General features: G+C 73.6%; 13 protein-coding genes. 8 read left to right on the plus strand and 5 right to left on the minus strand.

Annotation, left to right across the window (positions count from 1 at the left end):
- Positions 1 to 49 precede the first annotated feature (49 nt).
- The 4 genes from ACZLKG_RS04970 to dhaM all read left to right on the plus strand — a co-directional run bounded on the left by ACZLKG_RS04970 (position 50) and on the right by dhaM (position 4,357).
- Entirely contained in the window at positions 50 to 1,855 is a 1,806-nt protein-coding gene (locus ACZLKG_RS04970) for a bifunctional folylpolyglutamate synthase/dihydrofolate synthase (protein ID WP_463648134.1), read from the plus strand.
- A gap of 85 nt (positions 1,856 to 1,940) precedes the next feature.
- Positions 1,941 to 2,933, plus strand: coding sequence for a dihydroxyacetone kinase subunit DhaK (gene dhaK, locus ACZLKG_RS04975; protein ID WP_463648135.1), 993 nt, complete (start codon positions 1,941 to 1,943; stop codon positions 2,931 to 2,933).
- 51 nt (positions 2,934 to 2,984) lie between these two features.
- Positions 2,985 to 3,623 (plus strand): dihydroxyacetone kinase subunit DhaL, encoded by a 639-nt coding sequence (dhaL, locus tag ACZLKG_RS04980; protein ID WP_463648136.1) that lies wholly within the window; start codon positions 2,985 to 2,987, stop codon positions 3,621 to 3,623.
- Positions 3,623 to 4,357, plus strand: coding sequence for a dihydroxyacetone kinase phosphoryl donor subunit DhaM (dhaM, locus tag ACZLKG_RS04985; RefSeq protein ID WP_463648137.1), 735 nt, complete (start codon positions 3,623 to 3,625; stop codon positions 4,355 to 4,357). The genes dhaL and dhaM overlap by 1 nt, the downstream gene beginning before the upstream one ends.
- A 71-nt stretch (positions 4,358 to 4,428) precedes the next feature.
- Here dhaM and ACZLKG_RS04990 read toward each other — a convergent pair whose 3' ends face one another.
- Both ACZLKG_RS04990 and ACZLKG_RS04995 read right to left on the minus strand, forming a co-directional pair.
- On the minus strand, positions 4,429 to 5,211 hold the full coding sequence (locus ACZLKG_RS04990) for a sortase domain-containing protein (RefSeq protein WP_463648138.1): 783 nt from the start codon (positions 5,209 to 5,211) through the stop codon (positions 4,429 to 4,431).
- A gap of 20 nt (positions 5,212 to 5,231) precedes the next feature.
- Positions 5,232 to 6,056: a hypothetical protein gene (locus ACZLKG_RS04995; protein WP_463648139.1), complete on the minus strand. Its 825-nt coding sequence runs from the start codon at positions 6,054 to 6,056 to the stop codon at positions 5,232 to 5,234.
- Positions 6,057 to 6,204: 148 nt separating this feature from the next.
- Here ACZLKG_RS04995 and ACZLKG_RS05000 point away from each other — a divergent pair, with 148 nt between their 5' ends.
- The 4 genes from ACZLKG_RS05000 (at position 6,205) to ACZLKG_RS05015 (ending at position 9,686) form a co-directional block, all read left to right on the plus strand.
- Positions 6,205 to 6,426: an antitoxin MazE family protein gene (locus ACZLKG_RS05000; RefSeq protein ID WP_425708448.1), complete on the plus strand. Its 222-nt coding sequence runs from the start codon at positions 6,205 to 6,207 to the stop codon at positions 6,424 to 6,426.
- The gene (locus tag ACZLKG_RS05005; RefSeq protein ID WP_463648140.1) at positions 6,423 to 6,746 is read left to right on the plus strand and encodes a type II toxin-antitoxin system PemK/MazF family toxin; all 324 of its coding nucleotides are present in this window, start codon (positions 6,423 to 6,425) and stop codon (positions 6,744 to 6,746) included. The genes ACZLKG_RS05000 and ACZLKG_RS05005 overlap by 4 nt, the downstream gene beginning before the upstream one ends.
- Positions 6,747 to 6,876: 130 nt before the next feature.
- Positions 6,877 to 7,641 carry an HAD-IIB family hydrolase gene (locus tag ACZLKG_RS05010; protein ID WP_463648215.1) on the plus strand — a complete coding sequence of 255 codons (765 nt, stop codon included), beginning with the start codon at positions 6,877 to 6,879 and terminating at the stop codon, positions 7,639 to 7,641.
- A 65-nt stretch (positions 7,642 to 7,706) separates the two neighbouring features.
- Positions 7,707 to 9,686, plus strand: coding sequence for a prolipoprotein diacylglyceryl transferase (locus tag ACZLKG_RS05015; protein WP_463648141.1), 1,980 nt, complete (start codon positions 7,707 to 7,709; stop codon positions 9,684 to 9,686).
- A gap of 17 nt (positions 9,687 to 9,703) precedes the next feature.
- On the opposite strand, the gene ACZLKG_RS05020 is transcribed toward ACZLKG_RS05015, so the two are convergent.
- From ACZLKG_RS05020 to ACZLKG_RS05030, 3 genes are all read right to left on the minus strand, one after another.
- Positions 9,704 to 10,978, minus strand: a complete 1,275-nt coding sequence (locus ACZLKG_RS05020) for a YeeE/YedE family protein (RefSeq protein WP_463648142.1) — start codon at positions 10,976 to 10,978, stop codon at positions 9,704 to 9,706.
- Between the two features lie 98 nt (positions 10,979 to 11,076).
- The gene (locus ACZLKG_RS05025) at positions 11,077 to 11,973 is read right to left on the minus strand and encodes a sulfurtransferase (RefSeq protein ID WP_463648216.1); all 897 of its coding nucleotides are present in this window, start codon (positions 11,971 to 11,973) and stop codon (positions 11,077 to 11,079) included.
- Between the two features lie 597 nt (positions 11,974 to 12,570).
- Complete coding sequence (locus tag ACZLKG_RS05030) at positions 12,571 to 13,629, minus strand: glutathione S-transferase family protein (RefSeq protein ID WP_463648143.1); 1,059 nt, start codon at positions 13,627 to 13,629, stop codon at positions 12,571 to 12,573.
- Between the last annotated feature and the right edge of the window lie 87 nt (positions 13,630 to 13,716).

Here is a 13,716-nt window from a genome sequence, read left to right on the forward strand (position 1 = left end):
GCGCCCGCCCGCCGGGTGTCGAGCCCCCGGCGCGTGGGAGGATCGGACGGTGACGACTCCCGGCGGTAACGAGCGGCCTGACGACGACGCGCGCGACGACATGCGCGACGACGAGCCCGCGATCAGCGAGTCCTTCCCGACGATCGACGAGGCCGTCGCCGCGGCGGAGGACGAGGCCGACCCCGAGCTGGCCGAACGCCTGGCCGAGGCCCGGGCGGAGGACGACGAGCGCGAGGCCGACCTCCAGGTCGTCCTGCGCTCCGGCCTGTTCGGCGGACCCGACGACGACGTCGTCCGGGAGGTCGCCGGCGAGGCCGGTCGGGACGCCGACTTCGACGACGACTACGACGAGCTGTTCGTCAGCGACGACGAGCGCATCGACCCCGACGACGCCCATCGCCCCGACGACGACCCGCACGCCCCCTACGCGGGCACCGACGACGCGGGCGCCGACGACCCGACCGGCGGCCCGGCGTCGTCGGAGAACCCCACCGGCGAGGGCACCCCCGAGGAGGAGGCGGCGCTCGCCGAGCTCGCCGCGCAGATCGTCGCCCGCGCCCCCGAGCACGCCCCGCAGCCGAGCCTGGATCGTGTCCGTGAGGCTCTCGACCTCCTCGGGAACCCGCAGGACTCCTACCCGGTCATCCACATCACCGGCACCAACGGCAAGTCCTCGACCGCTCGCATGATCGAGGCGCTGCTTCGCGAGCGAGGCCTGCGCACCGGCCGGTTCACGTCCCCCCACCTGCACTCGGTGCGCGAGCGCATCGCGCTGGACGGCGCCCCCATCTCGACGCCGGACTTCCTCACCGCGTACCACGACGTCGCCCCGTACCTCGATCTCATCGACGAGCGGAACGTCGCCGACGGCGGCGCCCGCCTCAGCTTCTTCGAGCTCCTCACCGTCCTGGGCTACGCGGCCTTCGCGGACACCCCCGTCGACGTGGCGGTCGTCGAGGTCGGCCTGGGCGGTACCTGGGACGCCACCAACGTCGCGCGCGGCCAGGTCGCCGTCCTCACCACCATCGAGCGCGACCACATGCGCTGGCTCGGCTCCACCCTCACCGACATCGCCAACGAGAAGGTCGGCATCATCGAGGAGGGTGCGACCGTCGTCGTCGCCCGCCAGCACGAGGAGGTCGAGGGCATCGTCCTGTCCGCCGCGGCCACCGCCGGCGCCCGGCTCGTCCGCGAGGACGTCGAGCTCGAGGTCGTCGACCGGGAGACCGCCGTCGGCGGCCAGGTCCTCACCCTGCGCACTCCCGCCGGCGTCTACGAGGGGATCCACCTCCCGCTGCACGGCGCCCACCAGGCCCGCAACGCGCTCCTGGCGCTGGCCGCCGTCGAGCAGTTCTTCGGCGGGGCGGCGCTCGCCGGCGACGTCGTCGAGCAGGCCTTCGCGGGCGTCACCTCGCCGGGCCGCCTCGAGGTGGTCCGCGCCTCGCCGCTGGTCATCGTCGACGCCGCGCACAACCCCGCCGGCATCGAGGCCCTGCGCGAGGGCCTGGCCGAGGCGTTCGACCTCGAGCACGTCGTCGGCGTCGTGGGCGTGATGTACGACAAGGAGGCCGAGGCGATGCTCGGCGAGCTCGAGCCCCTCCTGGAGGAGGTCGTCATCACCGACGCGGGCACCGACCGCGCGATGCCCGCCGAGGAGCTCGCCGAGGTCGCCCGCGAGGTGTTCGGCGAGGAGCGCGTCCACCTCGTGCCCCGCCTCGACGAGGCCATCGACCGCGCCGCCACCCTCGCCGAGGCCGACCAGACGGAGCTCGTCACGCGGACCGCGGTCCTCGTCGTCGGGTCCGTCGTGCTCGCCGGCCGCGCCCGCGAGGTCACCGGGCACACCCGAGGCTGAGAATCCGTCCACCGCCGGCGGGAGGGAGTGACGCCGCCCGCGCGAGGCGGCAGGATGGTGCCCACCAGCCATCGAGGGAGATGTCATGAAGAAGTTCCTCAACGACCCGGCCCGCTTCGTCGACGAGTCCGTCCGCGCGTTCGGCCTCGCCCACTCCGACATCCTCGGGGTCAACGCCGACCCCCTGTACGTCGTGCGCAACGACGCCCCGGTGGCCGGGCGCGTCGGCGTGATCTCCGGCGGCGGCTCCGGCCACGAGCCGATGCATGCCGGGTTCGTGGGGGAGGGCATGCTCGACGCCGCCGTCCCCGGTCCCGTCTTCACCTCGCCCTCGCCGGACCCGATCGAGGCGGCGAGCCGTGCGGTCGACTCCGGCGCCGGCGTCCTGCACATCGTCAAGAACTACACGGGCGACGTGCTCAACTTCGAGACCGCCGCCGAGCTCGCGGACGACGTCGAGATCACGACCGTCCTGGTCAACGACGATGTCGCGGTGGAGGACTCCACCTTCACCGCAGGCCGGCGCGGCGTGGCCGGCACGATCCTCGTGGAGAAGATCGCCGGGGCCGCCGCCGCGCGCGGGGACGACCTCGCGGGCGTCACCGCACTCGCGCAGCGCGCCGCCGACAACGTGCGGTCGATGGGCCTCGCGCTCGACTCGCCCGTCTCGCCGAGCACGGGCGAGCACTCGTTCGACCTGGGCGACGACGAGGTCGAGATCGGCATCGGCATCCACGGCGAGCCCGGCCGCCGCCGCATCCCGATGACGACCTCCGACGAGCTCACCGACCAGCTCACCGACCCGGTGATCGAGGACCTGGGGCTCGCCGGCGGCGAGAAGGTCGTCCTCCTCGTCAACGGCATGGGCGCGACGCCGGACTCCGAGCTGTACCTCATCTACGGTCGGGCCCGCGCACGGCTGGAGGAGAAGGGCGTCGAGGTCGTCCGTTCGAAGGTCGGCAGCTATGTGACCAGCCTCGACATGGCGGGTGCCTCGGTCACCGTGCTCAAGGTCGACGACGAGCTGCTCGCCCTGTACGACGCCCCCGCCCGGACCGTCGCCTGGACCCAGGGCTGACGGACGCCCACCGACCGACGCACGCACACCGAGAACGACCTGAGGAGAGACATGAGCACGCTGGGCAGGGACTGGGCGCTGGACTGGGTGAGCAGGATGACGGCGACCGTCGCCGAGCACCGCATCGAGCTCATCGACCTCGACCGAGCGATCGGCGACGCCGACCACGGCGAGAACCTCGACCGGGGCTTCTCCGCGATCGCGCCGCGCTTCGAGACCTCCGCACCCGCGACGGTCCCGGACGTCCTCAAGGGCGTGGCCAGCACGCTGATGTCCGTCGTCGGGGGAGCGGCGGGCCCGCTCTACGGCACCGCGTTTCTGCGGGGCGCCAAGCAGATCGGCGAGGAGGTCGACGCCGCCGGCGTGGCCGCGTTCCTCGAGGCCGCCCTCGAGGGTGTCAAGGCCCGCGGCCGCGCGACGCCGGGGGAGAAGACGATGGTCGACGCCCTCGCCCCCGCCCTCGAGGCGGCGAAGAGGGTGCAGTCCGACGGCGGGGACGCCACCGCCGCGCTCGAGGCCGCCGCCACCGCCGCCCAGGAGGGCGCCGAGGCCACCGTCCCGCTCGTGGCCACCAAGGGGCGCGCCTCCTACCTCGGTGAGCGCTCCGCCGGCCACATGGACCCGGGCGCCCGCTCGACCGCGCTCCTCCTGCGCGCGGCCGCCGACGCCGCCGCGGCCCAGGGGAACTGATGTCCAGGGTCGGGCTCGTCGCGGTGTCCCACTCGCGGGCGCTCGCGGACGGGCTGGTCGAGCTCGCGGCGCAGATGGCGCCCGACGTGCGGATCGTCGGCGTCGGCGGCACCGACGACGGCCGGATCGGGACGAGCTTCGACGCCCTGGAGACGGCCCTGACCGACCTGCTCGCCGAGGACGAGGTGTCCGGCGTGGTGCTCGTCGCGGACCTCGGGTCGGCGGCGATGACGATCGACTCGGTCCTCGAGCTGCACGACGACGAGCCGGCACGCCACGCGACCGGTCCGCTCGTGGAGGGGGTCGTCGCCGCGGCGGTCGAGGCGCAGGGTGGCGGGGACCTGACGGCGGTCGCCGGCGCGGTCGCGGCGGCCGGGCGCAGCCTCGTCGACGGCGCCGAGGGTGCGGCGGCGGAGGGCGAGCCGGACGCGACCGCGGCGGAGGGCGGTACCTCCCCCGGAGCAGGCGACGCCGCGGCCGCCGACGCTGTCCGGGAGACCGTCGTCATCGAGGACCCGATGGGCCTGCACGCCCGGCCGGCCGCGGCCGTCGCCACGACGGCGGCCAAGTACGAGGCGGCAGTGACGATCGACGGTGCCGACGCCCGCAGCGTGCTCGCCCTCATGGCGAAGAACGTCAAGCCGGGCACCGAGCTCACCGTGGCGGCTACCGGCGCCGACGCCGCCGAGGCCGTGGCCGCGGTCGTGCGCGTGATCGCCGACGCCAAGGGCTGACCCGCGGACCGGCCTCCGGGAAGGGGCCGGCCCCCGGTGCGGGGCCGGTCCCCGGTGCGGGGCCGGTCCCGTCAGGCGTCCAGGGCGGCGTAGACGATGAAGTTGTCCTCCAGCTGCCCGGTCTCCGGGTTGAGCCCGTCGCACGTGATGAGGCGGATCTCGGGCCCCGCCGTGTTCCCGTAGACGTCCAGCGTGGGGAACTCCTGCTGGTAGAACTGCTCGGTCCGGTAGATGGTGAAGGTCGCCACCGAGCCGTCCTCCCGCGTGACCTCCACGGTGTCTCCGACCTCGGTCCGGGGCAGGTCGGCGAAGATCCCGGGCCCGCCCTCGCTGCCGTTGCGGTGCCCGAGGACGACGGACGGACCGGCCTCCCCGGGGGTCGGCGAGTGGACGTACCAGCCGGCCGGCGACCCGAGGTTGTACGGCGGAACCTCGATGACCCCGTTCTCCTGGCGACCGAGGTCCATGACCTCCGAGGAGACGCCGAGGCTCGGGATCTCGATCCGGGCCGGCTCCGAGGCGGGCATGGCATCGGCGACGGGTACCTCCTCCGCCTCCTGCGCGCCGTCCTCCTGCGGAGCGGGCGCGTCGGTCGGAGAACTGGACCCGTCACCGGGGGAGGGAGCAGGCCCCGGGCCGTCCGTGGGCGCGTCGGGGGCCGCGCCGTCCGACGGTGGGACCTGCTCCCCGTTCGGGGTGGTCGACCCGCGATCCCCGTCAGGAGTGCTCGACGCCGAGGGGCCGACCGGGTCGGCGTAGTCGGGCTCGTCGGTCCCCGAGCAGGCGCCGAGGACCAGGAGCACGGCCGCCGCGCCGGCCGTGAGGCCCGCGCGGCGACCGTGGATGCGAGGCATCACGGGGTGCTCCCGACCCGTCAGGCCGTGGCGGCGCGACGCTTGTGCGCCCAGGCTCCGCCGCCGAGGATGCCGACCCCGAGCACGCCGGCGCCGACCGCGAGCGCGGTGCCGTCGTCCGACTGCTGCACCGGCGAGCCGGTGTCGGCGCCGCCGTGCGGCATCTCGCCCACCTGCGAGACCGTCACCGGTCCGCAGGCCGCCGGCAGCGTCGCGGCCAGGGGCAGCGACGGGTCGAGCTCGCTCTGCGCGCCGGCCGCGGCGTCGGACAGGTTCGCGGGGTCGACGCCGTGGACGACCACGACGGCGGTGCCGTCCGCGAGGGCCGCCACGGTGTCGTCGTCGAGCTCGAGGGTCCGCTCGTACGTGTAGGCCGAGCCGCCCGGGAAGCGGTCGACGGCCAGGCCGGAGTCAGGGCTCGTGTCGCCCTCGGTGGTCAGCGAGGTGGCGATCATGCCGTAGAAGGGGTGGCCCTCCTCGACGTTGACCGCGTCGTCGCCGTTCATGTCGGCCTCCGGCCCGGGGCAGGTCCCCTCCGCGCCGATGTGGATGTGCTGCGCGTGCGGGAACGGTGCGTCCATGAACGTCTCGGCCGCACCGGAGACGTTCATCGACACGGTCGCCTCGTGGCCGTCGAGCTCGAGCCAGAAGTCGCCGGTCGTCCCGCTGTTGTTGAGCTCTCCCAGGTGGGCCTGGCCGGACCAGGTGCCTTCGGCGTGGCTGCCGCCGTCGTGACCGCCGTCGTCGTGCCCGTCGTCGTGGCCGTGCGCCAGCGCCGGGCCGGCCGCCAGGGTCAGGGCACCGAGCGCCAGGGCCGGTGCTGCCAAGAACTTCGTCGTTCGCATGATGAGCTCCTTCGTGATCCGTCGGTCGGACACGCAGGGTTCGGAGCCGGTGGGCGATCGGATGGGTGCGGATTCGACGACGCCGAGATTCCGTCGTCGCTCTGCCGAACCGTTGCTCGCGAGAGTGCGTGACATGTAACATCGGTGCATGGCGAGCACGCGCGAGAGGGTCCAGGCGTATCGCCAGCGTCTCCGTGACCAGGGGCTGCGACCGGTGCAGATCTGGGTGCCGGACGTGCGCGCACCCGAGTTCGTGGCGGAGGCGCATCGCCAGTCGACTCTCGTGGCCGGCAGCGCACACGAGAGCGACGACCAGGCCTTCGTCGACGCCATATCGGTGGAGTGGGGCGACGAGGACGAGGGCGAGTGAGACGCGGCGAGATATGGACCGCTGCTGCGCGGGGCAGCTACTCCGGAAAGCCACGGCCCGTGGTGATCGTCCAGGACGACCGCTTCGATGCGACCGGGTCCGTGACGGTCTGCCCGATGACCACCAGCGCTGTCGACGCCCCGTTGCTGAGGATTCCTGTGGACCCCGCCGTCGGCATCGCTCGGTCCAGCTGGATCATGGTCGACAAGGTCACCACCGTGCCGCGTGCAGGCGTGCGCGAGCGGGTGGGACGGCTGCCCGACGACGAGCTCGTGCGGCTGAACCGGGCACTGCTCGCCTTCCTCGGCCTCGCGGGCTGACCGGCCCGGTTCGCCCCGGGGCTGCGGAGGCCATCGGCACCGACGTGGTGCAGGACAACCGCTCCCGACAGACCCGGGCAGCGAGCCTACGATCGAGGCTCCGCCACCGACCCCGGGAGCCGCCGTGCCCATGCCAGCCCTCGTGGCCTTCGACCTCGACGACACGCTCGCGCCGTCGAAGCAGCCCCTGCCGGACCCGATGGTCCGCGCGCTCGCGGACCTCCTCGCCCGCGTGCCCGTCTGCGTCATCTCGGGCGGCGACGTCTCGCAGTTCCGCACCCAGGTGGTCGAGCGGATGGCCGGCCACGACCTCACCGACCTCCACCTCCTGCCCACGTGCGGCACCCGCTACCTCCGGGTCGAGGGCGAGCAGCTGGTCGAGATCTACGCCCACGAGCTTCCCGAGGCCATGCGCTCGGCCGCGGCCGCCTCGCTCGAGCGCCGGGCCCGCGAGCTCGGCCTGTGGGAGCCGGACACGTGGGGCGACATCATCGAGGACCGCGGCACCCAGATGACGTTCTCCGCCCTCGGCCAGCGGGCCCCCGTGGACGCGAAGAAGGCGTGGGACCCCACGGGCGAGAAGAAGGAACGCCTGCGCGCCGCCGTCGCCGCCGACCTGCCGGACCTCGAGGTCCGCTCCGGCGGTTCGACCTCCGTGGACATCACGGCCACCGGCATCGACAAGGCGTACGGCATGGAGCGGCTCGCAGAGCGGACCGGCGTCGCGCTGGCGGACATGCTCTTCGTCGGCGACCGCCTCGACGAGGGCGGCAACGACCGCCCGGTCCTCGACCTCGGCGTGCCCTGCCGGGCGGTCACCGGCTGGGAGGAGACGGTCGACCTGGTGACGGCCCTGGTGGCCGACCTCGACACCGACGGGCCCGCCACGTCCTGAGCTCTCCTGGCGACCATCGGTCCAGATGCGCCTACCGTGGTCGGGTTCCGACCGGGAGGGGTGACATGAGCACCGTTCGATCACCGCGGCGCGCTGCGCTCGCCGCGCTGGCCACCAGCACGCTCGTCCTTGCTGCCTGCGGCTCGGGCGGCGACGACGCCGAGGGGGACGGCGGGCAGGACGGCGACGGCGGTGCCGACGGTTCCACCGCCCACGTCGCGCAGGCCGCCGCGCCGGGGGAGTCGCTCGTGCTCGAGGGGGAGGGCACCGCGCGTTCCGTCGCGGCCGCCGGCACCTATTTCGACTCGTCCCCGGTCGTCGTCCTCGCGCCCGACGGCGGACCCCGTTCCGTCGAGGCGGCCTCCGCCGGCGTGCACCTCGGGGTGCCCGTCCTGGTCGACGGCGATGACGCGGCCGAGGCCGCCGAGATCGAGCGCCTCGGCGCGACCACGGTCCTCGCCGTCGGGCCGGTGTCGGTCCCCGGGGACGTCGGCGTCGATGTCGCCGCCCCGGCCGACGATGCCGCGCTCGCCGAGCTGCTCGGCGGGCCCGACGTACAGGAGGTCGAGTCCTCGGAGGCCGTCAGCGCCGTGGCCGGGACCGGCGCCGAGGCGCTCGTCGTGGCCGGTGCGGACTGGGGTCCCGGCGCTGCCGGCGCCGAGACGACCACGGACGGCCCGGCCGAGCCGGCGAGCGACGGTCCGGCAGGGACGACCTCGGACGGCCCGACGGAGCCGGCGAGCGACGGCGCCGCCGAGACGGGCTCGCACGACGTCGTCACCGAGCTGCCCGACCTCGGTGACACCGAGGCCTCCGCCGGCGAGACCGTCGCACTCGGGGGCGGCACCCTCGACGAGCTCGCCGTCGCCGCCACCGCACGGGCGGCCGGAGCCAACGTCGTCGTGGCGAGCGGCGGCGACCCGCGCGCGAGCGCGGCCGGCGTCGAGGCCGTCCATGCGCTGGCCACCGACCTGGGCCTGGCACCGGACGAGGAGAGTGCCTCAGGTGGGCCGGAGGCGTCGAGCGACGGCGCCGGGAGCGACTCCGACGAGTCCGACGAGTCCGCCGAGTCCGACGAGTCCGACGGTGCCCCCGGCGAGTCGCCCTCCGACCCGGCCACCGCCGAGGGCGAGGCCGACGCGGAGTCGGGTCTCGTCGTCGTCGGACTCTCGCCCGGTCTCGGCGACGCCGATCAGCTGGCCACCCGGACGAGGAGTGCCGCCACCGGTGTCCAGCTGCCGGCGGGCGGCCAGCTCGTGCTGCCCGAGCCGGACGGCGACCAGACCGGCGCGCTCTACGTCGCGCTCTACGGCAGCCCCGACTCCTCCGCCCTCGGCGTGCTCGGCGAGCAGGGGCCCGAGGAGACGATCGCCAGGGCGGAGGAGGTCGCCGCCGAGTACGAGGGGCTCACCGACGAGACGGTGGTGCCCACGCTGGAGATCATCGCGACCGTGGCCTCCGGTGAGCCGGGCGACGACGGCGACTACTCCAACGAGACGCCGGTCGAGCGGATCCGCCCCCTCGTCGACCTCGCCGGCGAGCACGGGCTGTACGTCGTGCTCGACCTGCAGCCCGGCCGCACGGACTTCGTCACGCAGGCGCAGATCTACGAGGAGCTGCTGCTCGAGCCGCACGTCGGGCTCGCGCTCGACCCGGAGTGGCGGCTCACGCCGGACCAGGTCCACCTCACCCAGATCGGGCAGGTCCCGGTCGAGGAGGTCAACGAGGTCGTCACCTACCTCGCCGACCTCACGTCGGAGCACGACCTGCCGCAGAAGCTCCTCGTCCTGCACCAGTTCCAGGTGCGGATGATCCCCGACGTCGACCAGGTCGACCAGTCGCGCGACGAGGTCCAGGTGCTCATCCATGCCGACGGCCAGGGCGCGCAGGGCGACAAGCAGACGACGTGGCGCACGCTGCTCGACAACGCACCGTCCGTGACCGCGTGGGGCTGGAAGAACTTCTACGACGAGGACACGCCGATGCTGACCCCGGAGGGGACGATGGCGGTCGAGCCGACCCCGGACCTGGTCACCTACCAGTAGCTCGTGCCGGGTGCGGGTCAGGTTCCGCGGTGCAGACCGAGCCGGAACCCGACGCCGAGCGCGAGCACGACGGCACCGGCGAACACCCAGCCGGACACGGCCAGCGCCTGCGTCCCGGACAGGAAGACGCCGATCGTGCAGCCCAGGCCGATGATCGAGGCCCAGCCGATGAGCACACCGCCGAGGAGCCCGGTCCCGGAGCCGCGCAGGGTCAGCGGCTCGATCGAGAACCGCCTGCCCGGCAGCGCCGCGGCGAAGGAGCCCGCGACGATCCCGATGACGAGCCACCCGTTGGAGGTGATCGTGTCGACCACGAGGGCGACGCAGCCGCCCAGGCTGACGTCGAGCCCGAGGAGGGTGTGGGGCAGGGCGTCGACGGAGTCCATCGTCGTGCGGGTGAGGCTGGACAGCTGCGAGGTCACCCCGAGCGGACGGTCCCGCAGGAACGCCAGGAAACCGATGATCCCCACGCCAGCGCCCGTGGCCAGGGCCGGCCACCGCTTGAAGAAGACCAGGCGGCGGAGGGTGTCGGCGTCGAGCGTGCGTCGTGGCCGCGCCGCGATGGGCGGGTTCCACCGCAGCAGCGCGACGGCCACCGCGGCGAGCACGCCGAGCTGCAGCGCGACGGCGATCCCGTATCCGGCGCCGGCCGGCAGCCACGGGATCGGCGCGCCGACGACGACGTGCGAGTAGATCGGGTTCCACGTCAGGAAGCCGAGCCCGAACCCGACGAGCGCCCCGAGCAGGGCGGGGATCGAGCGCAGGCTGCCCTCGCCGAGGCGGTAGAGGTGACCGGCGATGCAGCCGCCGGAGATCACCACCCCGGTCCCGAACGCGAGGCCGGCCACGACGAGCGCGAAGCTGACCGGCGCGATGTGCGCGCCGGAGGGCAGCGTGCCCGACGTGGGGTCCGGCAGCCGGATCGAGAACACGAGTGCGTAGCCCACGGTGCCCACGCCGATCGCGGTGAGGATCGAGTAGACGCCCCGGGTGTTCTTCTTCTCGAAGGCGTCGCGGAAGATGCAGTAGAAGCAGAAGCGTCCGCGCTCGAAGAGGATGCCGAGACCGGTGCCGGCGAGCAGCGCGAAGCTCGCCGCGCTGCCGCCGACGCCGTCCCCGCGGGTGGACGCGAGCCAGCCGGCCGTCGCCAGCAGCGCGACGGCGACCGCCAGCGCGATCACGGTCCGTACGGTGTCGGCCGGCGTCCAGCCGAGCGGTCGCTCGTCCTCGGGGGTCGCCGGTGGGGCGGGGGCGGGTCCGGGCGCAGGAGCTGCCACGGGTGCTGTGGTCACGGTCGTCGTCGTCCTTTCGGTGGCGCGCCCCGACGGCGGAGGCGCGAGGCGTCCGCCGTCGGGGGGATCGGTGGGGTCGCCCGTGCCGGGCGGGCGGACTACCGGCTCGTGCCCCACACGCCGCCGCGGTCGCCGGTCTCGTTGGTGACCGGCACACCGACGGAGTTGCCCCACTCGGTCCAGCTGCCGTCGTAGTTCTGCACGTCGAGGCCGAGGATCTGGGAGAGGGCGAACCAGGTGTGCGAGGAGCGCTCACCGATCCTGCAGTAGGTGATGATCGGGCCGTCGAGGTCCACGCCCGCCTCCTCGTAGACCGCGCGGATCTCCTCGGCGCTGCGGTAGGTGCCGTCCTCGTTGACGATGGAGCCCCACGGGACGTTGATCGCGCCGGGAATGTGCCCCCAGATCACCGTGGACTCGCCGCCGAAGATCGCCGGGTCGACGCCGACCTCGCCGTTGTACTCCTCGGTCGAGCGGATGTCGATGAGGGTGTGGCTGCCGGTGTCGACGGCGTCGAGCACCTCGGGCTGGAACGCGCGGATGTCGAAGTTCTGCGGCAGGGCGACCCACGTGCCGGGCTCGGGCTGGGGGACCTCCTGGACGAGCTCGCGCCCGTCGACCTGCTCCCACTTGTGCAGCCCGCCGTCGAGCAGGCGGACGTCCTCGAAGCCGTAGAGGTTGAACACCCAGGCGGCGTAGGCCGCGAACCAGTTGTTGTTGTCCCCGTAGAGCACCAGGGTGGAGTCCTCGTCCAGGCCGAGGCCCTGGCTGACCTCGGTGAACTGGTCGGCGTCGATGAACTCGCGGGTGTTGTCCTGGGTGAAGGAGGTCGCCCAGTCGAGGAACTGCGCGCCGGGGATGTGGCCGTCGACGTAGGGCGTGAGCTCGGAGGAGGCGAGCTGCTCGCTGACGTCGACCAGCACGATGTTGTTCTCCTCCAGCCCCGACTCGATCTGCTCGGCGAGCCAGTCGGTGGAGACCAGGACGTTCTCGATGTTCTCGTCGCCGCCCTGGTGGACCGAGTCGAGACCGCGGTGCTCGCCCTCGGCGAAGCTCTGGGAGACGGTGTCGGCGGCCACGGTGTCCCCGTCGCCCGCAGCCGCCTGGCCGGCGCCGCCGCTCGTGGTGTCCGCGTCCGCCTCCGCCGTGCCGCCGCGGCCGATCAGCAGGCCGGCGGTGCCGGCCAGGGCCGCCACGGCGACGACGGCGACGACGGTCTGCCAGGTCCGGCGTCCGCCTGCGGGCAGGGACGTGGCGTGCTCGGGTGCGGGTGGTGACTCGGTGGAGCCCGCGTCGTCGGTGGGCTCGGTGGGCGTGTTCTGCTCGCTCATGGGGGACTCTCCTTGGTGGCTTCCGTGCCGGGTGCGCCGTCTGTGCCGCGCCTCTCTCGGTAGTGGAAAGTTAAAGGGAATCCGACCGCGTCGTATCGCTAGGTGCGCAGAATCCACATGCTGAGATCCCGGGACCTCAGGTATGTGGAGCCGCTGGGCTGCGGGTGCTCGGGGCCGCGGGTCTGCAGGCCTGTGGACCCGCGGGACTGCAGGGCCGCAGGCCGGCAGCTCCGCGGTCCCGCGGGTCCGCGAGAGCCCGGGTCAGACGGCGCCGTGCCCCTCGGCGACCTCCTCGCCCGCGGCCACCGGCCCCGGCGGGGTGCCGTCCCCGAACGGGCGTCCGCCGAGGGCCTCGCGGCCGTGCGGCGTCAGCCAGCTCCACAGTGCCGGGCCGGCGGGCACGATGCCCGACGGGTTGATGTCCGTGTGCACCACGTAGTAGTGCTCCTTGATCTGGACGAAGTCGATCGTGTCGCCGAAGCCCGGGGTCTGGAACAGGTCGCGCGCGTACCCCCACAGGGCCGGCATCTCCCGCAGCAGGTTGCGGTTCGCCTTGAAGTGCCCGTGGTAGACGGCGTCGAAGCGGGCGAGCGTGGTGAACAGGCGGACGTCGGCCTCGGTGATCGTGTCGCCGACGAGGTAGCGCCGGTCCGTCAGCCGGTCCTCGAGCAGGTCCAGGGCGGTCCACAGCCGGTCGTAGGCGGCGTCGTAGGCCTCCTGGGAGCCGGCGAACCCGCAGCGGTACACGCCGTTGTTGACCTCGGTGTAGACGTGCCGCATGACCGCGTCCATCTCGTCGCGGTGGGCCGTCGGCAGCAGGTCGGGGGCGCCCTCGCGGTGGTGCTCGGTCCATTCCGTCGACAGGTCGAGCGTGATCTGGGCGAAGTCGTTCGTCACCACGGCGCCCGACCGCTCGTCGACGATCGCGGGCACCGTGATGCCGCGCGCGTAGTCGGGGTCGCGCGCGAGGAAGGCGTCCTTGAGCCGGGGGATGCCGAGCACCGGGTCGACGCCGCCGGGGTCGAGGTCGAAGGTCCACGAGTCGGCGTCGTGGGTGGGGCCGGGCTGCCCCAGCGAGATCACGCCCTCCAGGCCGAGGAGCCGTCGCACGATCACCGTACGGTTGGCCCACGGGCACGCCCGCGCGGCCACGAGCCGGTAGCGGTTCGGCTCGACGGGGTAGTCACCGGAGCCGGGTTCCGGCTCGCGGACGATCCGCGTGGTGATGTAGTTCGTGTCCCGCGAGAACTCCTTGCCCGGGACCGAGTAGGTGCCGCCGGTCGAGTGCTCGGGCCGGCTCTCGGACTGCTGGTCGCTCATCGCCCCAGCCTAGGACGCGACGAGGGCCGCGGGGCGGGGGGGAAGGGGGTCCCCGAACCCGGGCCCCCACCTTTTCCGGCCATCTTG

It is taken from the genome of Georgenia sp. Z2081 (assembly GCF_055326445.1).